The 22,767-nt window shown below is 43.4% G+C and carries 24 protein-coding genes and 1 pseudogene; 6 read left to right on the top strand and 19 right to left on the bottom strand.

Annotated elements, in window-relative coordinates:
- Window positions 1-29: 29 nt before the first annotated feature.
- The 9 genes from DWB79_RS02985 to DWB79_RS02950 form a co-directional block, all read right to left on the bottom strand.
- Entirely contained in the window at window positions 30-476 is a 447-nt protein-coding gene (locus DWB79_RS02985; protein ID WP_245541288.1) for an alpha/beta hydrolase, read from the bottom strand.
- Between the two features lie 174 nt (window positions 477-650).
- A complete protein-coding gene (locus DWB79_RS02980; protein ID WP_206181039.1) occupies window positions 651-1,649 on the bottom strand; it encodes an alpha/beta hydrolase in 999 nt (332 codons plus the stop codon).
- An 18-nt stretch (window positions 1,650-1,667) separates the two neighbouring features.
- The gene (locus tag DWB79_RS02975; protein ID WP_016522572.1) at window positions 1,668-2,267 is read right to left on the bottom strand and encodes a flavodoxin; all 600 of its coding nucleotides are present in this window, start codon (window positions 2,265-2,267) and stop codon (window positions 1,668-1,670) included.
- Window positions 2,268-2,295: 28 nt separating this feature from the next.
- A complete protein-coding gene (locus DWB79_RS02970) occupies window positions 2,296-3,090 on the bottom strand; it encodes a prolyl oligopeptidase family serine peptidase (RefSeq protein ID WP_016522571.1) in 795 nt (264 codons plus the stop codon).
- The gene (locus tag DWB79_RS02965) at window positions 3,090-3,569 is read right to left on the bottom strand and encodes a flavodoxin (RefSeq protein ID WP_016522570.1); all 480 of its coding nucleotides are present in this window, start codon (window positions 3,567-3,569) and stop codon (window positions 3,090-3,092) included. The genes DWB79_RS02970 and DWB79_RS02965 overlap by 1 nt, the downstream gene beginning before the upstream one ends.
- Before the next feature lie 36 nt (window positions 3,570-3,605).
- Complete coding sequence (locus DWB79_RS02960; protein WP_252722493.1) at window positions 3,606-4,220, bottom strand: flavodoxin; 615 nt, start codon at window positions 4,218-4,220, stop codon at window positions 3,606-3,608.
- The gene (locus DWB79_RS02955; protein ID WP_016522568.1) at window positions 4,196-5,296 is read right to left on the bottom strand and encodes an alpha/beta hydrolase; all 1,101 of its coding nucleotides are present in this window, start codon (window positions 5,294-5,296) and stop codon (window positions 4,196-4,198) included. Before DWB79_RS02955 ends, DWB79_RS02960 begins: the two co-directional genes overlap by 25 nt.
- A 19-nt stretch (window positions 5,297-5,315) precedes the next feature.
- Window positions 5,316-5,663 carry an aldo/keto reductase gene (locus tag DWB79_RS12305; protein WP_245541287.1) on the bottom strand — a complete coding sequence of 116 codons (348 nt, stop codon included), beginning with the start codon at window positions 5,661-5,663 and terminating at the stop codon, window positions 5,316-5,318.
- Window positions 5,579-6,172: an aldo/keto reductase gene (locus tag DWB79_RS02950; protein ID WP_016522567.1), complete on the bottom strand. Its 594-nt coding sequence runs from the start codon at window positions 6,170-6,172 to the stop codon at window positions 5,579-5,581. The genes DWB79_RS12305 and DWB79_RS02950 overlap by 85 nt, the downstream gene beginning before the upstream one ends.
- 116 nt (window positions 6,173-6,288) lie before the next feature.
- Here DWB79_RS02950 and DWB79_RS02945 point away from each other — a divergent pair, with 116 nt between their 5' ends.
- On the top strand, window positions 6,289-7,152 hold the full coding sequence (locus tag DWB79_RS02945) for a LysR family transcriptional regulator (RefSeq protein WP_016522566.1): 864 nt from the start codon (window positions 6,289-6,291) through the stop codon (window positions 7,150-7,152).
- A gap of 43 nt (window positions 7,153-7,195) precedes the next feature.
- On the opposite strand, the gene DWB79_RS02940 is transcribed toward DWB79_RS02945, so the two are convergent.
- From DWB79_RS02940 to DWB79_RS02915, 7 genes and pseudogenes are all read right to left on the bottom strand, one after another.
- Entirely contained in the window at window positions 7,196-7,516 is a 321-nt protein-coding gene (locus DWB79_RS02940; RefSeq protein WP_050770891.1) for a hypothetical protein, read from the bottom strand.
- 349 nt (window positions 7,517-7,865) lie between these two features.
- On the bottom strand, window positions 7,866-8,801 hold the full coding sequence (locus DWB79_RS02935; protein WP_016522565.1) for an acyl-CoA thioester hydrolase/BAAT C-terminal domain-containing protein: 936 nt from the start codon (window positions 8,799-8,801) through the stop codon (window positions 7,866-7,868).
- 114 nt (window positions 8,802-8,915) lie between these two features.
- Window positions 8,916-9,290 (bottom strand): hypothetical protein, encoded by a 375-nt coding sequence (locus DWB79_RS02930; RefSeq protein WP_016522564.1) that lies wholly within the window; start codon window positions 9,288-9,290, stop codon window positions 8,916-8,918.
- Between the two features lie 14 nt (window positions 9,291-9,304).
- A pseudogene (locus DWB79_RS12235) lies at window positions 9,305-9,448 on the bottom strand (radical SAM protein); the annotation flags it as partial.
- 24 nt (window positions 9,449-9,472) lie between these two features.
- Window positions 9,473-10,081 (bottom strand): Type 1 glutamine amidotransferase-like domain-containing protein, encoded by a 609-nt coding sequence (locus DWB79_RS02925; RefSeq protein ID WP_016522563.1) that lies wholly within the window; start codon window positions 10,079-10,081, stop codon window positions 9,473-9,475.
- 71 nt (window positions 10,082-10,152) lie between these two features.
- Entirely contained in the window at window positions 10,153-10,716 is a 564-nt protein-coding gene (locus tag DWB79_RS02920; protein ID WP_016522562.1) for a YbhB/YbcL family Raf kinase inhibitor-like protein, read from the bottom strand.
- A gap of 83 nt (window positions 10,717-10,799) precedes the next feature.
- Complete coding sequence (locus tag DWB79_RS02915) at window positions 10,800-11,291, bottom strand: prolyl-tRNA synthetase associated domain-containing protein (protein WP_016522561.1); 492 nt, start codon at window positions 11,289-11,291, stop codon at window positions 10,800-10,802.
- 663 nt (window positions 11,292-11,954) lie between these two features.
- Here DWB79_RS02915 and DWB79_RS02910 point away from each other — a divergent pair.
- The gene (locus DWB79_RS02910; protein WP_016522560.1) at window positions 11,955-12,896 is read left to right on the top strand and encodes a hypothetical protein; all 942 of its coding nucleotides are present in this window, start codon (window positions 11,955-11,957) and stop codon (window positions 12,894-12,896) included.
- A 52-nt stretch (window positions 12,897-12,948) separates the two neighbouring features.
- Here the strand turns inward: DWB79_RS02910 and DWB79_RS02905 are convergent, their stop codons facing one another.
- The 3 genes from DWB79_RS02905 to DWB79_RS02895 all read right to left on the bottom strand — a co-directional run bounded on the left by DWB79_RS02905 (window position 12,949) and on the right by DWB79_RS02895 (window position 16,449).
- The gene (locus tag DWB79_RS02905) at window positions 12,949-13,584 is read right to left on the bottom strand and encodes a HEAT repeat domain-containing protein (RefSeq protein ID WP_016522559.1); all 636 of its coding nucleotides are present in this window, start codon (window positions 13,582-13,584) and stop codon (window positions 12,949-12,951) included.
- Window positions 13,585-13,658: 74 nt separating this feature from the next.
- A complete protein-coding gene (locus DWB79_RS02900) occupies window positions 13,659-14,051 on the bottom strand; it encodes a GrdX family protein (RefSeq protein ID WP_016522558.1) in 393 nt (130 codons plus the stop codon).
- A 13-nt stretch (window positions 14,052-14,064) separates the two neighbouring features.
- Complete coding sequence (locus DWB79_RS02895) at window positions 14,065-16,449, bottom strand: asparaginase domain-containing protein (RefSeq protein ID WP_016522557.1); 2,385 nt, start codon at window positions 16,447-16,449, stop codon at window positions 14,065-14,067.
- A gap of 264 nt (window positions 16,450-16,713) precedes the next feature.
- Between DWB79_RS02895 and DWB79_RS02890 the strand changes: the two genes are divergently transcribed.
- The 4 genes from DWB79_RS02890 to DWB79_RS02875 all read left to right on the top strand — a co-directional run bounded on the left by DWB79_RS02890 (window position 16,714) and on the right by DWB79_RS02875 (window position 22,667).
- Window positions 16,714-18,144 carry an MGH1-like glycoside hydrolase domain-containing protein gene (locus DWB79_RS02890; protein WP_016522556.1) on the top strand — a complete coding sequence of 477 codons (1,431 nt, stop codon included), beginning with the start codon at window positions 16,714-16,716 and terminating at the stop codon, window positions 18,142-18,144.
- Window positions 18,145-18,180: 36 nt separating this feature from the next.
- Complete coding sequence (gene ppk1, locus DWB79_RS02885) at window positions 18,181-20,358, top strand: polyphosphate kinase 1 (RefSeq protein ID WP_016522555.1); 2,178 nt, start codon at window positions 18,181-18,183, stop codon at window positions 20,356-20,358.
- A gap of 248 nt (window positions 20,359-20,606) precedes the next feature.
- Window positions 20,607-21,536 carry an NADase-type glycan-binding domain-containing protein gene (locus DWB79_RS02880; protein ID WP_016522554.1) on the top strand — a complete coding sequence of 310 codons (930 nt, stop codon included), beginning with the start codon at window positions 20,607-20,609 and terminating at the stop codon, window positions 21,534-21,536.
- A gap of 273 nt (window positions 21,537-21,809) precedes the next feature.
- Entirely contained in the window at window positions 21,810-22,667 is an 858-nt protein-coding gene (locus tag DWB79_RS02875; RefSeq protein WP_156831492.1) for a hypothetical protein, read from the top strand.
- Window positions 22,668-22,767 lie beyond the last annotated feature (100 nt).

Here is a 22,767-nt window from a genome sequence, read left to right as displayed (position 1 = left end):
AAAGCAATAGGCTTTTGGAATCTCCTTTTTTATTTGATAGGCAACTTGAAAACTCGGCTCGCATTCCGGAAATCATGATGAAATATCCCCAGTTCATCAACACTGCGTGAAAAATCCTGTGGGGCATTATCATTATCAAATGTTGCAGCAACAATGATGAGCGGCTGAATATCCCCTTTTTCAATCATAACATCGAACATATTTTTGATAAAACCGTTCCCTATTGTAAACAGTTCACCGGCTATCCCAGTCCACCCGTGCATATAAAACAGAGTATTATAGCCTTTTATATCATCCGCGTTATACCCGTAAGGAAGATAAACGTATGCTTTCTTTGTAATTGCCGGGCGGGCGGCTTGAGTGTAATCATAGGTAGCATACTCAATCAGATGCACTGTTCCCTGTTTTGCGGCAGTAGAAAAATACGCCTTGGGAATAGCTGTTGTTACTGTATAATTTTGTAACAATGTAGTCATTTTTGTCTCCGCTGAGGTGCAAGATAGCACGCACGTAAAAATCGGCATCATAAGAATGGTCAATTTTTTCATATAGCTTCCTTCATTCGTACAAAGATTATCCCCTGCGTCGGGGGTGTTGATTGAAATTTTGAAACGGTGATAATATACCCATCATTCGGAACATTCAAAAGATTACCGCTTTTGAATGTTCCGCTCCCAAACTTGTACCGCGTTATCGATCCACCCTTCGGCAACTGTGCCGGTTCCCAAGCCAAACCCGTGCGGCAAGCCTTCAAAGATTTCTATTTCCGCGTCGGTTCCGTTCGATTTGATCCGCTGGATGCGATCTTCCATCACCCGAAAACTTGAGATACCATCTGCGGTTCCGACACAGGCGTATGTCGGCGGTTCGTTACCGTGCACTTCCGAAAGTCCTGTGTACTGCATGATGACGGCAGCTGGACGCGGGTATTTTTTTTCGCCGAATCGTTCCGTCCCCAAACTGCCGAGCCATGCTGCCATCCGCGCACCCGCTGAACCGCCCCACAGAGAATAATCTGTGGAATCGAGCTGCAATTCCCCAGCGTGTTCATGAATAAAGACAACCGCTCGAGCTAAATCTTCGCAGGCTGTTTGCGAGCCGGGGCGATAGATGAGGGCAAAGGCATTGTACCCGCGCTTGGAAAGTTCCAGTGCATGAGGGAAACTGTCATGCATTGCCCCGACATATACAAAGCCGCCGCCTGCACTGCAGATTGCACTTTTTGCACCTTTCTTACCACGAAAGAAAAAGAGTCCGGTATTCCGTTTTCGCGGATCGCGCTGTTTTTCCGCTTCCGTGTAGATATCGAAAAAGACCGGCTCGCCCCGGAGGGTTTGAGCTTTAAAATAACGGATGATCTCTACCGTCTTTGCTGCATCGATATGGCTGTACCATCTCAACTGCAAAGTGCCGAGTGTCGCTCCGCTCCAATAACCTGAATCCGCTGGGAAGAGCAGCCTACCCCACGGAGAAAAACCAGTATCGGCGATAACGCGGTCAATCACGGTTTGCGCGGTAATATCTTCAACTTTCATCCGTCCTCCCGATGCGATGTCGGTAGTTTTTACACTGCCGCCTTGCTCCGCCGTTTGTGCCGTACAAGATAACGAAAGGAACAGACTGCATAACAGAGGAAACAGCTTCTTCATCCCACACATCGGTCTACCTTAAAAACCTAAACCTTTCAGCCATGCCTTTACACTTACCTCGCTAAAGCTGCTGGGGAACCGTTCACCTGTCACCCAATTACCGGTTTTGGCAAGTTTTTCAAGACGTTTCCGGCTTTCACCCGTACCGGTCGAAATGGAAGTACAAAATGTGACCACGCTCTTGCCGGTAAAATTATTGTTTTTGACAAACTCATCCACAACCCATGAGGCTTCTCGCCACCAAATCGGATAACCGATAAAAACGGTGTCATAGCTTTCAAAATTCGGGACTGTTGTTGACTCAAGCGTTACAGACACTTTGTCAACACCCATTTCATGTTCTTGAACAACACGGCTGTTTTTATTATTCCAATTCAAATCTGCCGATGTGTAAGGCTGTTTCGGTCTTATTACAAACGTATCAGCTTTCGTCTCCTGTGCAATAATCTTTGCCAAACGTTCTGTTGTACCGGTTGCCGAATAATAGACCACCAGTACTTTTTTCGCATTGACCGTAGTATTTGCGGGACTACCCGGAACAGCACAAGCAGGGACACCCATCGCTAAAAGTACTGCCGCAACAGCAAATACTGCCATCATTTTCTGTGTGAACTTCATCTTTCACCTCCATTTATATTACCGCTTTTTATCGAACTTTAAATAACCAGCCCATAATAGCGGACTCCTTTGCAAAACTTACACCACCCGCGTGGGGGTCGGCATATCCGCGTTGCCTAAAGTATTCATTTTCTTTTAAGTCCAGTACAAGAACACTATCAATGTCTTTTTTCTGCAAGCCTTTTTTACGGTACAGCCCGTACAACTTTCGATACGTTTCGGACACCGATTGGGAGCCGTAATAGCTATCGTTACGTCCTGTAACCATATAGATAGCCGTTTTTGCATTTACAATGGTCTCTATTTTTCCGCTCCATTTGGAACTGACATGTAAAAAAGCCGCATACAATTCAGGACGTTTGCCGATTATGATGGATCCGGTTTCACCGCCTCCGGAATACCCTTCGAGATATACCTTTTTTGGGTCGATAGTGTAATACCTTAGCAGATATTCTGTTAACGCAATTGTTTGATTAGCACTTGTTTCTCCCCAGTCATTCAGCTGGGGAGCGATGATAATCATCTCGTTATTATGGTCACGTGCGGTAAGACCGAAATCTTCTTGCATAATGTTTATACCGATGCCTTGAAAGTACAGACCACCCCATCCCGGCAGTGTTATAAACAAAGCGTACGGCCTGCTTCCATCGTATTCTTTCGGCACATAACTTGAAAAATGAATGTCGCCGAAACGAGCGGAATGCAATACGTTATCGACGAGAAAGCCGCGCCGCGTTTCGGTTCCGGCCGTTACGAAGTCGTCTTGCGCGTAACAGCCGGCGGCAAGAAAAAAGCAAAGAAAAAGTCCTGTTGCCGTTTTCATTATAAACCAAGCCCTTTCGCCCACTCGGCAAGTGTATCCTTGCTCAGCCGTCCATTCAATAATTTGCCTTCCACGATTTTTGCATTCGGTGCACTCGTCTGCAAGTTGGCGACGGCCTTCCCGAAACCGCTTCCGCCCGATGTGGCAAAAAGAACGATTTTCTTACCGGTAAAATCATAGCGTTCAAGAAAGGTGTTGATGATTGTCGGAGCGATATACCACCAAATCGGAAAGCCGATAAAAATTAAATCATAATCGGCGATGTGTGCATCGGTGTCCGCAATAGCGGGGCGCGAATTTTTGTCTTTCATTTCCAATGTGCTGCGCGATTTTTTATCCATCCAGTCCAAATCCGCTTTTGTATACGGAACTGCCGGCTTTATTTCATACAAATCTGCTCCTGCAGCTTCCGCCAATATGCGAGCCGCCTTAGCCGTTATTCCCGACGCGCTGAAAAATGCCACCAGTTTCTTTGCCATAATAGCCTCCTTAATTTCTATAAGCTGTTTCTTGAATTACAGTCCCAGCCCTTTGAGCCATGTTTTTACGGCAGTTTCGGTAAAACTGCTCGGGAAGCGTTCGCCCGCGATCCAATTGCCGGTTTTCGCAAGTCTTTCAAGCCGTTTCCGGCTTTCGCCCGTTCCGGTCGATATCGACGTACAGAACGCAATCACGTTTTTGCCCGTAAAATTGTTATTTTTAACAAAGCCGTCCACAACCCACGAAGCTTCGCTCCACCAAATCGGATAGCCGATAAAAACGGTATCGTAGGATTCGAAATTCGGTATCTTTGCGGTTTCAAGTTCTACCGAAACATTGGCTGCACCCTTTTCGTGTTCCTTAACGACACGGCTGTTTTTATCGGTCCAATTCAAATCCGCCGACGTATAAGGCTTTTTCGGCTTTAACGCAAACAAATCCGCTCCGGTTTCTTTTGCGATTATGTTCGCCAAGCGCCCGGTTGTGCCGGTCGCCGAATAATAAACGACCAGTACTTTTTTAGCGTTTCGCGTATTGTCGTCCGCGGCAAAGGCGGAAACAGCCGCCGTAAAAAACACTGCCGCAGCGGCAAAAACCGCCGCACATTTTTTCATCGATTTCATCATCATAACCCCCTTGTTTTCAACCATGTTTCAACATGATCTGCAATTTCTTTGTTATTCAATTCTTGGAACAGAAAGTGACTATTACCGGTGATACCTACTTTCGGAAGGTCGATAACCGTTGCGTCTCCGCCTTGTGCTCGATAGCTTTCCGCAAATGAATAGCACATCCTACGCATCATCTGCCACATTCCGGTCGCTTGAATCTTAGAATCACCGTTATCAATATAGTCGCCGAAATAGAATGTTACTGGTATTTTTTTAGAAAGCACTGCTTTAAAATCTTCGCTGTCTGTTCCTGGTGCTCCACCCGGTTCAACTGCGACAATTGCAGCAATATGATCGGTGTATTTTGCTGCCGTCCATCCCGGTCCGCCACCTTGGGAATGTGTTACTAAAATTGATTTTTTACCTGTCATTGCAAAGACCCTGTCAATCGTTGCGGCTACAGCTTTTGCAACCATTTCGTTATCAAAGTCAGCCCCCATATCCGATTTCATACCGGTATCGGGTGTCATCTGCCGGAAAAACTGATCCACCGATGCATCATCGTTCGGAAATTGAGACCCTGTATTGACTACAGAGCGTCCGTTTTCCCATCGACCGATTCTAAACTGTGTATACCACCTCTGATCCAATGTCTTTGTGCTGATGGTTCCGCCGACCGAACTCTGTCCCGCTTCACCCCGGCGCGGTTCATCAATTAAAAAAATACTGTGTCCTTTTTTCAAAAAAAGATTGCTCCAGCCTTCACGCCCGTCCGGTGTTGTCATCCAACCCATACGGGACTGTCCATAACCGTGTAAGAACACCATCGGAAGTTCTGTTTCCACCGCCGGAATTTGATACAATACATTTGCGTGATCCGCATGTGTTGTTTGTCCGGATCCGCTTGCCTCCCATTGATTTTCAGGGTTGAACACTCCTGCTGAACGCACCACGATTCCGCCTGAGGAAAACATCCCCTGTTTTGCAATCACAAGATTGTTGTGATTTGTTGTTGCACATCCTGTTAATGATAGTAACAACCCGGCCGATAACAGCACTCCGCACAGGGTACATTTTAGAATAAGCGCATGACCTGTTTTCTTTGTTCTATTCATTATCATCACCTCCGATACATTATTTCTTTTTCCGCTCTTCGATCATCTTTACAAACCATTCCACCATATTCGGATCTGAATGGGAGAAAAACGAGCTTTCAGCCTTGTCCAGTGCAGCTATACGCTGCATATCTTGATCGCTTAAACGGAAATCGAATACTGCAATATTTTCTGCCATACGTTCCACCCGTGCCGATTTTGCAAGTACGACAATATTCCGCTGCAAAAGCCACCGCAACATTACCTGCGCAGTAGTCTTACCATATACTGCACCGATTTCTTTCAGTACCGGATTTTCAAAAAGTCCTCCGCGCCCCTCACCGAACGGAGCCCATGCTTCATGTACAATGTTGTACTTCTCATCCATTTATGCGCTTCAATTTGCTGATGAAGAGGATGTGTTTCTACTTGATTCACCATAGGACGAATCCGGGAAAACGAAGCTATATCCACCAAACGGTCAGGATAAAAATTCGACACACCGATTGCTCTTATTTTACCTTCGTCATATAAATCTTCCAACGCCCGCCACGCACCGTAGTAGTCGTTAAAAGGTTGATGCAGCAGCATAAGATCGATATAGTCAAGCTGCATCTTTGCCAGTGATTTAAGGACGGACGCTCGGCACGCATCATACCCGTAGTGTTCAATCCATACCTTGCTTGTAATAAACAGTTCCTCCCGTGCAACACCAGATTTTTTCACCGCAGCCCCAACGCCTTCTTCATTAAAATACGACTGGGCTGTATCAATTAAACGGTATCCAGCCCGTATTGCATCAAGCACACGCTGTTCCGTTTCTTTTGCATCGATTTGGAACACACCGAAACCGAGAACCGGCATCTTTACACCGTTTGATAACGTCACAAAATCCATCGTTTTCCTCCTTAGTGTATTTGGCTGTTTTCAATATAGCAAAGAGAGTAAACTATGTACAATAAAAGTTTTGCAAGGCGCTATATCAGAAGTGCATAGTGAGATATACTATACCTATGGAACTTTATCAGTTGCGGCAGCTTGTGGCATTTGCAGAATACGGAACGCTTTCTAAAGCGGCAGAGATGGTGCACACGTCTCAGCCTGCTTTAAGCCGCTCTATGCAGAATTTGGAAGCCGAGCTTGGGGTACCGCTTTTTAGTCGTACTAAAAATCATATTGCGCTTACCGAGGTAGGTGTCCTTGCAGCACAGCACGCACACGTTGTTGTTTCTGCACATGATGATATGATTGGTGCTGTTCGAGAAGCAGACCGCAGACTGCGCAATTTTTCTTTCGGCTCGATTGCTCCGGCTCCAATGTGGGAATTGGCACCGATCGCATCAAAAGTTTTTACCGGTAAAACAATACAGAGCGATTTACAGGAAACAGAGGCATCACTTATCCGCGGACTTGATGACGGAACATACAATCTGATTATACTGCTCCACCCGCTTGAAGAAAAAAAGCCTGACGGAACGCCACGCTATATTTGTAAAGCCTTTGTTCGAGAAGAGCTTTCCGTAGTCTTGCCGGTCTCACATCAGCTTGCAAAACGAAAAACGCTGCAACTGCAAGACCTTGCCGGAGAAAAACTCTTGATACACAATAACATCGGTTTTTGGTATTCGGTATGTAAACAAAAAATTCCTGACGCAGTGTTTTTGGAACAAAGCGAGCTTTCGGCTTTGCGTGAAATTGTATATGCCAGCAAATTGCCTTCTTTCATAACAAATATTACGAATACCAATAATGCCATCCCTGATAATAAAGTCGTTATTCCTTTATCCGATCCGGAAGTGAATGTGCAATTTTGGTGTGTCTGTTTAGCGGAAAATGCAAGGGAGTATCAAGCGCTGTTTAAGGCAATAGAAAAATAAAGGCGCAGTCAAGCAGGGCAGTAGATTATCCTCATTTTACATACTACATCTGAAATGCCGTTATCCAAAAACATATTCCAACAATAAGTGAAAGCGGAGTCATAACATATTTTTCTTTCCTACTTTTTGAAATCATGTTCATAATAGTATTCAAAGATAGGTAAGCGGCAAAGAAGAAACAAATATATTTAGTAACCTTAAAAGAAAACCACAAGGAAATAAAACCTCCAGCTTGCAAAATAATTATCATTGCAAAAATTTGGATAGCCACTGAAATAACTGCCGCAACTCTCAATTTCTTAGGTAAGATTTTATGTTGTCCGCCCATTGTAAATTCGCCCAAAGGCAAGCCGCATTTTGTTATACGGTGGCCGGCTTTGACACAAACTCCTTACCGAACTTTTTGTTCGAAGAAAAACACTGCCTTCCACCGGCTCCCCAGTCCCGTCAAACTAGGGTATCACTTTTCACTCGTATTTTCTAATCGTAACAACTCCTTTACAAGGGTCATGCCCTTACTAAAAATGGCGAACTAATGCCCGGGTTCCGCTGAATCACTTCAGCGTATCACATTACCGCTTGTTCGTTTAGTTTTTATCATGCCTCCTTTCCATTTTTTGAATTTTTGACAACAAAAAAGGAAGTATCGGCAATTTGCTTTTGCTTCCTCTTGGTAATATCCTATTTGATTTTTTACTTCGACAAACCGGGATTTATGAAGCTGAATTTATCCACTGCTTTAGTTCCTCCGATAAGCGCTCATCAACATCAATCCTCGTCTGCTTACACTCTTTCGGATACTGCTTTGCCTCCTTAAAAGCCATGCTGATAAACAGCCCGGAACCCACGGGAAGAATGCCTGTTAACATGGTCTGCGGAAATATAAAATGCGTTCCATGTTCATAGGTCATGAGAACTACACTGTTATCCGCGTCCCTTTCTTTCAGCCTGTTTTCCATTCTACGAATGTATTTACAGGTATCCCAAAGTACATCATCCTCCGCACCAATCAGCAGAATGCTGCCCTTTATATTCTCCACCTTTATTTTCTCGGCTTCCTGCACGGGATGCCTTTTCTCCGATTCATCGAACAAATCGCGACTGGCAACCATCGCGCCGCGCCGTTTGGATTCCTCAGATATTTTCTGCCAGTATTCCGGATGGCGATACGCATAGGGCAGATAAGGAAGCGGCTTACCGTGATACGAAACAGATGACTCTCCGTCTCCCGGACGTTCGTGAGCCCCGTCTTTCCCATCCTGATAAAAACCTTCCATCACAAAATCAGAAGGAGAAATGGCTATCGTAAGCGTTATTTCCGAAAAGCATGACGCTGCGACAAGCGCAAGCATACCAGTTGTCGAGGCACCCATAATACCGATTTTTTCATTACCCATCGTCTTCAGAAATGCAAGTGCCTTCTCAAAACGTTCGAGTGGATAGTTATGGTGACCGTAATCTTTTGGGGCCGGTGACATTGTGAGGACATTCAGACCTTTCTTTTGAAGCCATTTGACGCCACCCTTTGCCATCATGTCTTTTGTATCATCACCAAGCATGGCAATCATGCAATATTTACTGCCGTTCGGATTCGGCCAGTATACGCCGTTATATCCATCTTTCTCTATTGTTTTGATTTCTTTCTTCATGGGAAAGTTTCTCCTCTTCAAATTCAAATTTGTCAATTTCTCGTCCATCCTACTATATCACTTTTCTCATATTTTTCCAATTTGACGCACTGTAGATTATCCTCATTTTACATACTACATCTGAAATGCCGTTATCCAAAAACATATTCCGGCAATAAGTGAAAGCGGAGTCATAACATATTTTTCTTTCCTACTTTTTGAAATCATGTTCATAATAGTATTCAAAGATAGGTAAGCGGCAAAGAAGAAACAAATATATTTAGTAACCTTAAAAGAAAACCACAAGGAGATAAAACCTCCGGCTTGCAAAATAATTATCATTGCAAAAATTTGGATAGCCACCGAAATGACTGCCGCAACTCTCAATTTCTTAGGTAAGATTTTATGTTGTCCGCCCATTGTAAATTCGCCCAAAGGCAAGCCGCAAGCAACAAGAACTGTCATAATTGCTATAACTCCAAATAATACTGCACCTAATATTGAAAGCATAAATCAATATTCTCCCTTCTCATAAAAGACGCATAACAATATTTACACACATGTGTACATCCGGTGTATGGATTAACGGAATAATCCGCTACGGGTAAATTTGATTTTGATATTACGCTGCGCACCGCAATGTGTTTGATAATGGGGGCAGCGTTCATCTCATCAAATTCCATACTTGTATTTTACTCTTTCTCTACACTCACAAACTTCCGTACTCCGTCTTTGATACTAAGAGCTTGTGCATTATTGATAGCGCATAGTTCGATATTTGAGAAGGATTGCATAATATCTGCGGTAACTTTTTTGAATGGTGCGGTAAGATAGTGCGGCAGCACATAAAAATTGATGAGTCCTAATCCGGCATAATCACTCTGAGAATAATCTTCCGGAATAGGATCCATTTTTTCAATATAAGAAAGCTCCGGAGCACATACAATAGCGCCTGCTGATTCTCCAATAAATAATTTCCCTTTTTCCAGCTGTTGCTTTAGCAACGTATCCGTACCGGTTTTCCTCAATTGATCAATAAGGAAAAATGCATTACCGCCAGTAAAATAAATAATATCCGCTGTGTCAAACACCTGCGTAATATCGGAAGCGTTTGCAGTTGAAATCTCAATTTCAGTCAGCTCGGCTCCTAATTTTTTGAATACTGTACGGGCAGACCCTACATAGCCTGTATACCCTTCATGTATCGATGCAGTGGGAATGAAAGCAACTCTTTTCCCCGCAATGTGATCTTTAAGAAGAGCGCCTACTTTTGAAAAGTGTGAGCACAAAAATAAATTCATTTCTCTACACCTCCTCGGTGAATGATGAGTTTAGATCATTATAGTATACGGATAATTTTTCACTGCTTTGGTCAGGGGTTATCCTTAGCACCGAACATACCCGTAAGTGAAGCAGCTTCGATTGCGTGCCCCTTAATCGCGGCCTTAAGCTCTTTTACGCTGCTGCCCGCCGGAAGACTCAGATTCATATCGAGCGCATAGAGATAAAAAATATAACGGTGCGTACCGAACGGCGGTTGAGGCCCGTTGTAGCCGCTCGTACCCCAGCTCGTTTCGCCTTCGACGGCATCCGATGGCACATTACCTTCTCCGATCGCCGTTGTTTGCGGCGGAATGTTCCACAGCGTCCAATGATAAAATCCGCCGGGAAGCGGCGCATCCGGATCGTGCACGATAATCGCAAGACTCTTTGTACCCTCCGGTACACCGTCGATTTCGAGCGGAGGAATGTGATTCGCTCCGAGTTTTGCAAATTCTTGGGGCATTTTTTCGCCGTCGGCAAAAGCCGTGCTTGTCAACTTCATAGAACCTCCTTCGGTAAGCGGCTTGATTTCGTCTTTACTTGAGCAGCTTCCGCAGGAAATAACAATCAGCGCCGCCATAAATGGCAGCATTTTCGTATAGATATGTTTCATACCGATATTTTATAACAAAGCCATTTTAAGTCAATATGCCTGATGGTTGCTTCGAGTACACACATCAGGCTGTTTTAATAGTCTTACACAGTGATGATAAAATACTCATGTCCGGTGTTTTTGATAAAACGCTGCAGGTCGCCGGAATCGATAAAAACCGTTGCCGTGTTTTCATTCGGATGAAAGGTTAAAATGCGATATTCGTCAAGCATTGCTTTATCAAAGTATACGGTTACGTCATGCGCGGTATTGTTCAATAGGCCGAACGGCGACACCACTCCGGCTGCAAGGCCGAGTTTTTCTGCTAATAATTCTGCTGACGCAAACTTAAATTCTTTTTCTTCAAGCATTTCCGCACACTTTTTCATATCAAGCCGTTTCATTTCGTCCATAATGAGTAGAATGCACCGTTTTTTATTTCTGTTTCGCAAAAAGAGCGTTTTTGTCCGGCACCCTTCTTTGCCTTCGATGTATTTATCAGCTTCTTCTGTTGTTAAGGCAGGGGGATGTTCAACTACTTCGTAGCTGATACCCATATCCTGTAATGCTTTGTAAACATTTTCAGCCGGTGTCATAAAAATCTCCTTGTGTCTTATCCGGTTTTTAAATACTATAACATAAATAAAAGAAAAGACAACACATTGGCGTTTCCCGGAACATATAAGACAACCTCATTTATTCTGCGGGGCTGATAAAGAATACCTGATACGTTTACCCTGTGATCGCGCTCAGGGCAACCGCATTAAAAATATTTTTAGCGGTTGTCTTCCTTCTGTGCGAAATTTCATAGGTATAAGATGAGCGTCTACAATGCTGCCGCTCATCTTAACCGTCAAGTTTTCTTTCGAAAACTTGCGTATTGACGTGTGCGCCTGAGGCGCACCAATGCAACAGTTTCAAAAATTCATATTTTATTCAACTGTTGCATTTCAGGGAAATAAAATTTCGCTCATTTTTTTGGAGCAGACAGGCAAATGCATCAGGTAGAGTAGATAAAAATCGCGGAAAAATTGAAACTGTGAGACCATTTGAACCGCAAAGAGGTTCAACTCTGGTCGAATAGTATCAATTTTTCCGCGGGGATATTAAAAAAACGCCTGATGCGTTTACCCTGTGATCGCGTTGTCGAGGTCTTGCATAAAAAGCTGCATCCGTGTAGGCTTGATAACGTGCCGTTTTTATGAGCGACATTTTTATGTTATGCTGTCTTGAAAAAACGAGTACGCTAAGGAGTGTTTATGAAGAAACTGATTGCATCGATGATCGGTGCTCTACTGATTCTCGGTACTCTTTCTGCGCAGGAAGAAGGGGCAGAGGAAAAATCAAAGGTAAAATATTCGACAAATATCAATCTGGCTATTACCTATCCTTGGGCAGGTAAGCTGAGTGTAACGGAAGTGATTAAAGTTCCAGTTTTGAACTTTAATAACCCGTTTATGCGCGGTAATAATATTAAATTTAAGCTGGGGGCGGAACTTACGCCGGTTACCCTTGAAGGGAAGTTTGATATCGTGTGGACTCCGATCGCTTTTTTGGAAGTATACGGAGGTGCAAGTATTGGATCAGGTTGGACGCTTGCAGGGTGGCACGGTCTTGCGTTAAATCAGGATAAGGCCGGTGAAACATATAAGCTCCCAATTAACTTTAAGAAAGCGTTTTACACCGCTAATTTAGGCGCCGCTTTGCAATTTGACTTAGGGGCAATTATTCCAAATGATTGGACTCATATAGTTATGAGGATTGATCAGTACTTTTTATATCGAGGTGTTACAGGTGTAGGTCCGCTTACATCATGGGTGTTTCAGAATGATGACGGCGAAAACAGAAACGGCTTTACCTATTGTGCTTCATACGTGCTTGGCTATCAAATGCCCCTACCGATGAATATGATTGCCTTTAGACTGGAAACGGAGAAAACCTTTTTTAAAGTTCCCTCTGGCGCCGATAAACGTAATTGGGGCGAAGATCGTTATAATGTTGTGTTTGGTCCAATCATCAGCTTTAAACCGATTGATCAGCTGACGATTATGTTGATTGCACAATGGAAGACCGCTCATAGCTATACCGTTGGTGATTTAAAAACATTTTATCAAAAACGTACAATCGATAAAAGTAAGCGGGATAAGATAGCCTTTAAGCGGGTAGGGATAATCTTTGATGTGAATCTCCCCAACAACTAATGGGTATCTCTAAAAACTTGGTTAGATTTTTAGCGGTGCCTTGATAAATGGCTTACACCGTCGGGGTTCTGCGCAAGAACGTTTCGATTGTGCGTATGGCTTCGACGGCGTGAGCCTGTGTTGTAGGGGAAGGATCGCGCAGCTTTTCTTTTAACAACACTAGTGAACGTTCAACTATTTCCGGTTCATATTTTCCGATTATGCGAAATATGTCAGGGGCATGTTCGCGTACCCCTTGCCTGTCAGGATCGTCCAACATCCGTTCAAATAAGCCGATGTACGGCTTAAAGACGGCGGCTTTGGCATTAGCAATACTTTGGCACGCATCCAACATTGCAGCCCGGACTTTAGGTACCGGGTCACAATGTAATTGAATAATTTTATCCAATCGGCTTTTTACCGTATTGATATCTGCTCTTCCCGTGCGCCCGATCGCTAAAACAGCTTGTTCTCGAATTTCCCAGTTGCTATCTTTTAATGCAGCAAAGGTTCCGTCTATGAGATGTATAACTTTTTCAGGGCGGTTATTTCCGATGTAGCCGATAGTTGTGTACGCCTGCGCAATCACTTTCTCATTGTTGCTTTTAACGCTTCTGGTAACAAATGCAAGATCATCGCCGGTTAATGTTGCGGGGTTCGTTTGCGCCGTATAGCTGATGGCTTGTAGGCGTTCAATAATTTTGTTCATATTTTTTCCTTTAGGTACTGCTAAGTGTGTGATAAGATGTATCTATTTATTATCCATAGTTATGCGTGTCATATTTACGCGCGAGACACTATACTCTTAAATAGAGAAAAATCAAGAGCTTGGAAATCTTCCAGCACTTTTTCCGAATAATTCGGTGGATTATTGCGTTTTACTCGCTCCATAGCTTGCTCCCACAACTGCAATGAACGGATATCCAATTCCGTGCCCTCCGCTAACACCATACTGCGGTAGGGTTGCTTGTGCAGTTGGATATTCCCATACATCGCATGGTTTTGCAGCTTCCAGTTCCGGTGGATATAGTCGCGTACCTGTGTGTACAGTTCATCTCGCGAAGTGCAGAATATCAGCTCAATATCTGTGGTTTCTTGGTTGTTATTCCATCCTTTACGTTGATTTTCGATATATTCGACGGTTTTAGGGTTGTTGGTGATAATCAGTTGTTTCACAGTTTTTTCCTTTTTATTTTTCGTTTATGAGCGCTGCCGTTTCCATAATGCGATCGAGCTCTTCTTGGCTATCGCATACGAGAGAGGCTGCATAGTAGAGTGCAATGGCTGTTTCGGTTGTAAGCATACCCATCGGTACGGCTCCTTCTTTCCATAAGTTCCGTGCGCTGGCATAGGTGGAAAAATCGATTGATTCTTCCTGTTGAGAAGTGCAGTAAAACCTGCATTGCCGTTTTTTGCCGCGTTTAAGAAATTCCTTTAAGGAATACGGACTGTCTTTCATATTTGCCGTACCGTTTTCGTATAGCTCTAAGAAGAACGTGCGTATATCTTTTTGTAACGAAATAAGCCGGTCACTCCTAATGCCGGGATAGGTTTTTATCAGAAACATATTGTCGGCAGCTTCGCTCAAGAGACTTTCAAAAACGAGACTGTCGCTTTCGTCATAATCCGAAAGCAGACCTTCGCCTCGAAAGAGCGGCGTTTGCATATTCCAGTTTACAAAGCCGATATCGCCGGAATCGACAAACTTGAGATTGAGCGGCGAAAGCACCTTACCGCTAAAAGAAACATAGACACCGTTCTCTTTTTCCCAAGCGAGCTTGATTGCCGCGTTAAAGTTTCGCCGTGCTTCCTCAGACTCCGAAGGGGCGGTGCCGGATGCGGTCAATACGATGGAGACCGGCGTATCGGCAAAAAGCCAGTATATCAGCGGCGCAGTATAAACAAGCGTGTCGGTTCCGTGCGTTATAACGATGCCGTTTGCCGTACCCGAAGCGATTTTTTCACAGATTGTATGGATGAGCCGCGCCCAATCCGCCGGTTCCAGCTCTTCACTAAAAAGTCCATCGGAAATGGTTGGCTCGATACGAATATGCCGCTTTGCAATAGTGGTATCCAAAAGCTCGGATAGAATTTTGGTACTTCCCGCTTTCACCTGTCCATTTTGTATGGTAGCCGAAATTGCCCCGCCCATCGAAAGCACATAGATAATGCGAATATTCAATTCTTCTTTGATGAGTTGCTTTACCAACTGCTGGTCGGCAAACCCCTTTGTCCGTTTCATCACTAACCCGCACAGGATTTCGAGGTATTTCATCGAACCGGTTTTGAGCAGCTCCGCCTCTTTCGGGTGCTTGGAAAGCATATCTTGAACGAGTGTCCGCAGCGTGGTTTCGTCCGATATTTTTATCCATTCATCTTGGGCAAGCAAAGCTGCAGGGTCTGCACCGTCGATGATAATCTTTTGCAGCAGGGTGCGGGCAATCGGATGGTTAATTGTTCCTTCCTGTGCAAGCCGCAAAATACGGGCAAAGTATTCAGGCTGCAAAACAAGGGAGCCGATTGTTTTACCGGCGCGCTTCAGCAGCGGGAGGATATCTTCAAGGATACCGTTTGCAGCGATTTTCGGTTCAATTCCGAATTGCAGCGCCGCTTCAAAAAAATCCGCCAGCCGTGCCTCTGCACATAGCGTCCGTACAATCGGGATGGACAGACCGAAAGATTGAATATAGCGCAGCTTCCGCGATTGCTGATTTTCCGGGGCAGTCTGCAATACCTCTTGCAGCAGCGTATCCGGCGCGGTGTAAAACGTTTGCTCCTCTACCGGTTTTGTTTTAACATAATCGATAAAATCCCGCGACTTATATGGTTCGGTACGTTCCATACGGGCATTCCACAACCGGCTTTCAGAAATCGGCTCATTCCCCTGTTTGAGCATATCTTCCTGCCGCCGTAAATCTTCGTTCACCGCTTTCCGTACAAAGTTAAAAGAGTTGAGGTTTCGCAGCTTTACATAGTGCTGCGGCGGATTGGGAAATTCGGTAGAGGCAACGTAGGCATTGCAGCGGATTTTATGACTGCTGTCGGAATCGGTGAGGAGTCCGATGTACCGCAGCCGGTTGTTCAGTTCGGTTAAAAACATCTCCGCTTCTTCGCCCAGTTCAAGGTTGTTACCGGTTCGTATCCTGATGCTCGGCATTCCCGCAGAACTGTAATCCATAAAAGCCTTGCCGTCGGCGTGCATAAGGCGTCCCGCATCTTCTTCGATACGTATTTCCAAAATATCGATCTGCTTTTTGTGTTTGTGAAATTCGATATCGAGGATGCCTTTTTCTGCAATTTTTACCGAAGCGCCGCAGAGCTGATATTCAGGAGGGAGCGCCGGCATACCTGAAGGGTATTCATATTGAGCTTTTTGGATAAGCGTACAGCCGAGACTTTGGGCAAGCCTGTAAGCATCGCGGGCAATGCGTTCCTTTAAAAGCGGCGGATATCCCGGTGTGCGTGTACAAATAGGACAATTTCCGGCAGAGGAACCTGCTTTGCATGAGCAAAACGCTTTTTCATCCGATAAAATTAAAATGCGGATTTCAAGAAAAACAAATGATTGGTACAAGCGTTCCTCCTGCAACACTGGAATGAAATCTGATATCTCTAAAAAAAATCGATAGGTTTTAGAGATTCTTATCAGAATATACAAAAAACTGAAAAAATTATACAACTATGCGTAAAAATATGATATACTATATAAGCGAAAAATTCGCCAAAATATTTGTATGGTTTTTCTCAGTGTTTAACAGGACGACACTATTTGAATGGTTACCGTTAAAACTGTGCAAAAACGGTGCGGATAAAAGCGGCGGATTGTTGAGGAGCAGTGGTGAACAAGCGCGATTTTCCAAAAGTTCATTTTTATGATCAGGATTTTGTTGATATTTATGATAGAACGTGGTCGTTTATTCAGGATTTTTTATTCAATATAAAAAACGAAAAAGGAATAACTGAAAGTTTTTTTCTGTATCCCGATAACAACGGATGGTTTTTAAATCAGTACGAAACCATTTTTTCATCGTTCTTTTTTGTTTATTCAAACAGAAATTATAATGCAAATCAAGGTTTAGACTTTTTTTATGCACATCAAGAAGAATCGGGAGCAATTCGGTCTCAGTACAATGTCGAAACGGGCGAGCCGGTGTTTTCAAGCGATAATCCCGAAGGTGTTGGTATGCCGCTTTTTGCATGGGCGGAATACAATATGTTCCATAAGACAGCGAATAAAAAACGGGTGAAGGATGTTATGCCGGTACTAACCCGCTATATGAAGTGGTTGGAAACCTCATTTAAACAACCGAACGGATTGTATAGCGTCCCACTCGCAGCCGTAGAAATGTATAATACGCCGCGCAAGAAAGCTGCATATCTGGTAGACTTTAATGCGGCGGTCGCGGTTAATGCGCTGTATATGTCGGTGTTGGGGGATATCCTTAACGACAAGGAATTGAGTTTTCAGTATAAGCGGGTTTATTTTACCCTGAAAACTCGTATCAATGCCCTTATGTGGAATGCCGAAACGGGTTTTTATCACGATATCGATGCGGATGAACAGCAATTACCGCAAAAGACAATCGCCGGTTTTTGGCCGCTGCTTGCCGAAATTCCCAATGAGGATAAAGCCGAACAGCTTTCCGCACACTTGCTCAATCCCGAAACTTTCGGTTCCGATCATCCTATTCCCAGCTTGTCGCTTGATGACCCCGCGTATAACGAGCGTGGTATGGGGGCGTTGGGGAGTGTGTTCCCGCATTTGAACTTTATCGTCATTAAGGGCTTGGAAAAATATGAGCGGTGGGAACTTGCGCGGGAATGTGCTATCCGGCATATCTATTATGTGCTTGACGGACTTGCTCCCGATGGAAACAGCAAAAAAGGCGCGTTGTGGGAAGCGTATTTGCCGCAAAAAGAAGGCCCCGCGCAGTGGCCCGGGCATGAAAATTTTCCACGTAAGCAATATCTTTTTTGGGCAGCGCTTTCGACCATCACGTTGATGATTGAAAATGTGATCGGACTTTCCATCAGCTTCCCACGGAAAACCGTCGATTGGATTATTCCGAATCTTGAAGTGATGGGAATCGAAAACTTGAGCCTGAAACGAAACCTCGTTACCATCCTGTCGTCAAAAACGCAGCGGGGCTGGGAAATCCACATGGAAAGCGAGAAGCTCTATTACTTTACTATCAATATCCTCGGACAAAAAAAGAAAACGCTGCCGATACCCTCCGGTAAGTGCTCGATGCTCATCGATAAACTGTAAGCGGAGCGGCCTGCAAAGTTTCGCGAGACCTTCACGATGATGGACTATCTTAATAGGGAACTTTCATGGATCGATTTTAACGAGCGGGTCTTGGCGGAGGCCTGCTCTTCTGCGGTGCCGCTTTTGGAACGGCTCAAGTTTATCGGCATTGTATCTTCAAACTTTGACGAGTTTTTTATGGTGCGGGTTGCCGGTTTACAGGAGCTTTACAAAAGCGGGCATCCCTCCGATGAGTCGGGTAATTTGTCGGTAGAAACACTGTTAAAGGGTATTGTTCAGAAAACCCGCCGATTGTTTGATATTCAAGAAGCAGTATTAAATACTGAAATCCTTCCTCAGCTTAAAACACAAGGGCTTATTTACCGCAAGCCGGAAGAATGTTCCAAAGTGCAGCAGTGTTTTTTGGAAGATTTTTTTTATCGACACCTCTATCCGATTATTCAGCCGCAGCTGTCCGACGATGAACAAGCTCTTGCGGACAGTGTTGCCAATGTGCGGCTGCATGTCGGGTTTTTGCTTTCGGACGATACAGGCAAACAAAACCGGCTGGCAATTATACCGGTGCCCGAAGTTCCGCGTTTTGTCTTTTTATCACCGGACGGCGGGTTAGCGTCGGCAAAAGGTGAGATCGACTTATCGGAAGAAGGTGCCACTGTACTGAAGGATGAAAATGAACCGCCTATAAATGGAAGAAAAAAATCTGCAAAAAAAGTGGAATTTGTACTAATCGACGAGCTGATTCGGTATTTCGGCGGGGCGTTTTTTTCCGGTTGCCGGATTACCGGAACGGGAATTTTTAAGATTAACCGCTCTGCCAGTATGACGGTTGACGATTCCTCCGATGATGGTTTTATTGAAGCGTTGGAAGAAGTTCTTATCAGGCGCCGATACTCGTTTGTCGTGCGGATGACAAGTACGCATGAATCTTCGGCATTCATTACTCGAATGAGCGAGTTGTTTCAGCTGGAAAAACAAGACGTCTATTTAAGCGAGGCCCCTATCGGGCTTTCCTCATTTGCAAAGATTACGGAAATAAACGGGTTTAAACGGCTGAGAAATGAAAAGTGGAAGCATTTTGCACATCCTGCCTTTCCCTCTGACGGTACGCTGTGGGATAGTATCAAAGCCCGCGATATTCTGCTGCATGTGCCGTATCAGTCATATAAACCGGTTATCAGGCTTTTATCTGACGCCGCGGAAGACCCTGCCGTAACGTCCATCCGTATGACCTTGTACCGTACCAGTAAAAGCTCGCCCGTTGTACGCGCGTTGGTGAATGCTGCAAAGCGAGGAAAACAGGTTACGGTATTTGTGGAATTAAAAGCGCGCTTTGATGAGGAGCGGAATCTCGGCTGGGTAAAGCGGCTGCAAAAACACGGCGTGCGGGTGGTGTACGATCTGCCGCATTTGAAGGTTCACGCAAAACTTTTGTTGATTATGCGGCGTGAGGCGCACGGTGAGCAGGGCTATGTGCACCTGTCGACCGGCAACTACAACGATACCACCGCACGGCTCTATGCGGATATATCGTTGTTTACCGTCAATCCGCGTATGATTGCTGACGCGCACATTATTTTTTCGCGTCTGTGCGGTAAATATACACAAGAGACACCCCGCTATATCATTACCGCGCCTGACGCACTCAAGCGTACTCTGCTGGAACATATCGAGCGGGAAATCGACTTTGCACGACAGCATAAGCCCGCCCGCATTATCGCAAAGATGAATAGCCTTTCTCACCCCGAACTGATTGTCGCCATATACAGAGCTTCGCAGGCGGGCGTTCGTATCGATTTAAACGTGCGAGGTATCTGTATGCTTATTCCCGGGCAGCGCGGTATCAGCGATAATGTCCGCGTGGTCAGTATTATCGACCGCTATTTGGAGCATAGCCGGATATTCTATTTTGAAAACGGCGGTAATCCTGAATGGTACCTTTCCAGCGCGGATTGGATGCCCCGTAATCTTGAACGGCGAGTGGAGCTGTTATTCCCTGTGTTGGATAAACAAAATCAATTACTGCTGGATTATTTTTTTAGCGTGTATTTTGCGGATAACGTAAAGGCCTTTGAGATGCTGCCGGACGGGAGCTGGCGCCGTCAAACTCCGCAAGAGGGACAGCCGCCGGTTCGGGCGCAAGAAGCCTTGCATCGATTTTTTGAACATAAATATTTTAACGGAAAAACAAACTATTGCCCTGAGGGGAAAAAATGAAAAAGAACTGGGCATCTCTAAAAACTCGGTTAGATTTTTAGAGATGCCCGACGAGTTTTTATTTAAGTCTTTAAAATATAATAACTTAAATAAAAACATCGCAAATTAAATCTAAGGAAAACCTCTAAAAACTCAAGTTTTTAGAGGTTCCCAACTGTTTATTAATTGTATTGCTTGGATTTTTGTGTACAAATGTATTTTCGCAAAATTATGACGAGCGAAGAATTCTTTTTGGTGAAAACTATCAAATGATTCAAAAAGTCTCCAAGGAAAGTGAAACGATAATAAAGGCTTCCTATTCAGACGTGCTTGCCTTTGCAAATAAATTTCATTTTTTTTCAGACTCTTCATTGATAGAACATGGTATTTATAAGGAAGTTCATAATTCATTTGTTTTTTATAGGTTTTTATTTACCGACAATCACTCTTATGGAACTTTTGTTTTTAACTATTTACAGATTTTTTGTCTTGCATACAAAAACAAACTTTATATCTTGGATTCTTCTTATTTGCATAAAGAACAATTGATAGAGGAAACGATTCACGGATCTGATGAACATATATATTCAAATTATTCTGTCATTCAAGAGAAGGGCGAATTTGAAATTATCATGCACCAAACAAAAGATAAAACCGAATTCTATGCTGATGAGGAAGGTGATTCCGAAAAAACTATTGAAGTATCAGGAGAAGGAGTCGCATATTTTTATAAATTATCGGATATTCTTAAAAGAATAGAAAAAAGTAATAGTATAGCAGATACTATCACGCAAGTAGAATTGAAAGAGTATAAAACGGTACATTGCGAAAGCACATTGATTGATGCAAAACGTCCGTTTTTATATACAATTCAAAATGCATTTGATAAAAATCCTGAGACAGCTTATGTAGAAAAGAGTGAAGATGATGAAATTAGTATTTCGATAGTGAGTGATAAAAAAATAAAACGAGTCGGTATCATAAATGGGTTTGTAAAAACTCAAAATCTCTATGCAAGTAATAATCGTATCAGAAAAATAGATATTAATTATAAGCTTTTTGAGTTAAAAGATATGCATTCAAAAGATTTCGTGTTTTTCGATATTCCGCTTGCTTCCGACATTTATATTCAAACTGTAGAATTATATAAAGGAACCAAGTATTCCGATACTTGTATTGCAGAAATACAAGTTGAATAGAAACAGGTCTATAACAATGTTTTTAAAACCGGCAAGCGAGATTGTGTCTGTTTGCAGTTTAAAAAGATGGAACTATCCTGAAAATATATAATTAAAAAGGAGTATTTTATGCTATCAGAGGAAATGATGTATTACATTAATATGGCTGTAGGCGATGGAAAATTAGAAAGCAAAGAACTTGAATTTTTAAAGCAAAAAGCAGCCGAACTCGGTGCTAACCCTATCGAAGTAGAAATGACCGCAACGACACTTGCAACACAAGCAAAAAAACACGTGATGATGGAAAAAACTCACTGCCCAAATTGCGGAGCACAATTGAATCAAATGACCGGCAAATGTGAATATTGCAACTTTTCATTTGATGATTCCGGAGATAGTGCGCAATTTTCGCAAGAAGAATTTTCTGAAAAATTACAGGATCTTGCGAAAGAAAAAATACACGGCAAAAAATCATTCGGTACAATACTGTTAACCATCATAAAAATTTTTATGATAGTACTAGTAATCGGTTTAGTCAGCAATGCAGTATCTAAATATTCCACCTATATCAAAATAAAAAGGGGAACACTGGAGTGGTATGCCGGAATAGTATCGGAAAAAAAAGACTCCGATGGATTGATTAGCATTAAAGCAGAAACCGACGAACAAAAACAGCGAGCAGAACCGGAAGGGGAGTATAAGGGAAAAATTCGTTGGCACAATATGACAAAAGAAGAACAGCAAACCTACAAAGAGCATAGAACAAAAGAAATAGCAGATAAGCCGTTAGAAGGTCTGATAACTGATATCATAGTTACTATCATTTTTATAGGTATCTTTTTAAGTCTTATCCGGCCGCCGCGGAAGTCTCCTCGTCAAAAACAATTGGAAGCAGAGATACTTATGTATCCAATTCCAAAACAGCAGAAAGTAATTTTTGATCTTTGTATCCAGCTTGCTTCACAAGTAGAGCCTGTCAATAAAGTACTGTGCTTTATTAGTACGAAAGAGAAAGGAAAAGTACAAAACAATGCATTTTGGATTAAAAAAATTATGCAAGTTTATCAAAAAGCGAAATTGATTTTTAGAAAAGAACCGAAAATTTTGGAACAGCTGAAAAACTTACTGCAAACGCATAATATTACGGTATAAAAAGACTCAGTTCTGGAAAAGGCTGTTAATGGGCATCTGAAAAAAACTCGGTTAGCTTTTTAGAGATGCCTTATAAGCATAGCTGATAACGAGTTTTAAT

Origin of the sequence: Treponema medium (genome assembly GCF_017161265.1) — a bacterium.
GTDB lineage: Bacteria > Spirochaetota > Spirochaetia > Treponematales > Treponemataceae > Treponema > Treponema medium.
Note: the sequence above shows the minus strand (reverse complement) of the source record. Positions and strands in the feature narration are given on the sequence as shown.

Excerpts from the sequence above, each read along its gene's own strand:
- ppk1 (WP_016522555.1), top strand. The coding sequence starts at position 18,181 with ATGATGGACTATCTTAATAGGGAACTTTCATGGATCGATTTTAACGAG.
- DWB79_RS02920 (WP_016522562.1), bottom strand. The coding sequence starts at position 10,716 with ATGAAACATATCTATACGAAAATGCTGCCATTTATGGCGGCGCTGATT.
- DWB79_RS02970 (WP_016522571.1), bottom strand. The coding sequence starts at position 3,090 with ATGAAAACGGCAACAGGACTTTTTCTTTGCTTTTTTCTTGCCGCCGGC.
- DWB79_RS02930 (WP_016522564.1), bottom strand. The coding sequence starts at position 9,290 with ATGCTTTCAATATTAGGTGCAGTATTATTTGGAGTTATAGCAATTATG.
- DWB79_RS02965 (WP_016522570.1), bottom strand. The coding sequence starts at position 3,569 with ATGGCAAAGAAACTGGTGGCATTTTTCAGCGCGTCGGGAATAACGGCT.
- DWB79_RS02910 (WP_016522560.1), top strand. The coding sequence starts at position 11,955 with ATGAAGAAACTGATTGCATCGATGATCGGTGCTCTACTGATTCTCGGT.
- DWB79_RS02880 (WP_016522554.1), top strand. The coding sequence starts at position 20,607 with ATGATTCAAAAAGTCTCCAAGGAAAGTGAAACGATAATAAAGGCTTCC.
- DWB79_RS02975 (WP_016522572.1), bottom strand. The coding sequence starts at position 2,267 with ATGAAGTTCACACAGAAAATGATGGCAGTATTTGCTGTTGCGGCAGTA.
- DWB79_RS02935 (WP_016522565.1), bottom strand. The coding sequence starts at position 8,801 with ATGAAGAAAGAAATCAAAACAATAGAGAAAGATGGATATAACGGCGTA.
- DWB79_RS02915 (WP_016522561.1), bottom strand. The coding sequence starts at position 11,291 with ATGACACCGGCTGAAAATGTTTACAAAGCATTACAGGATATGGGTATC.
- DWB79_RS02955 (WP_016522568.1), bottom strand. The coding sequence starts at position 5,296 with ATGAATAGAACAAAGAAAACAGGTCATGCGCTTATTCTAAAATGTACC.
- DWB79_RS02960 (WP_252722493.1), bottom strand. The coding sequence starts at position 4,220 with ATGGTTGAAAACAAGGGGGTTATGATGATGAAATCGATGAAAAAATGT.
- DWB79_RS02945 (WP_016522566.1), top strand. The coding sequence starts at position 6,289 with ATGGAACTTTATCAGTTGCGGCAGCTTGTGGCATTTGCAGAATACGGA.
- DWB79_RS02950 (WP_016522567.1), bottom strand. The coding sequence starts at position 6,172 with ATGGATTTTGTGACGTTATCAAACGGTGTAAAGATGCCGGTTCTCGGT.
- DWB79_RS02985 (WP_245541288.1), bottom strand. The coding sequence starts at position 476 with ATGACTACATTGTTACAAAATTATACAGTAACAACAGCTATTCCCAAG.
- DWB79_RS12305 (WP_245541287.1), bottom strand. The coding sequence starts at position 5,663 with ATGGATGAGAAGTACAACATTGTACATGAAGCATGGGCTCCGTTCGGT.
- DWB79_RS02980 (WP_206181039.1), bottom strand. The coding sequence starts at position 1,649 with ATGAAGAAGCTGTTTCCTCTGTTATGCAGTCTGTTCCTTTCGTTATCT.
- DWB79_RS02905 (WP_016522559.1), bottom strand. The coding sequence starts at position 13,584 with ATGAACAAAATTATTGAACGCCTACAAGCCATCAGCTATACGGCGCAA.
- DWB79_RS02925 (WP_016522563.1), bottom strand. The coding sequence starts at position 10,081 with ATGAATTTATTTTTGTGCTCACACTTTTCAAAAGTAGGCGCTCTTCTT.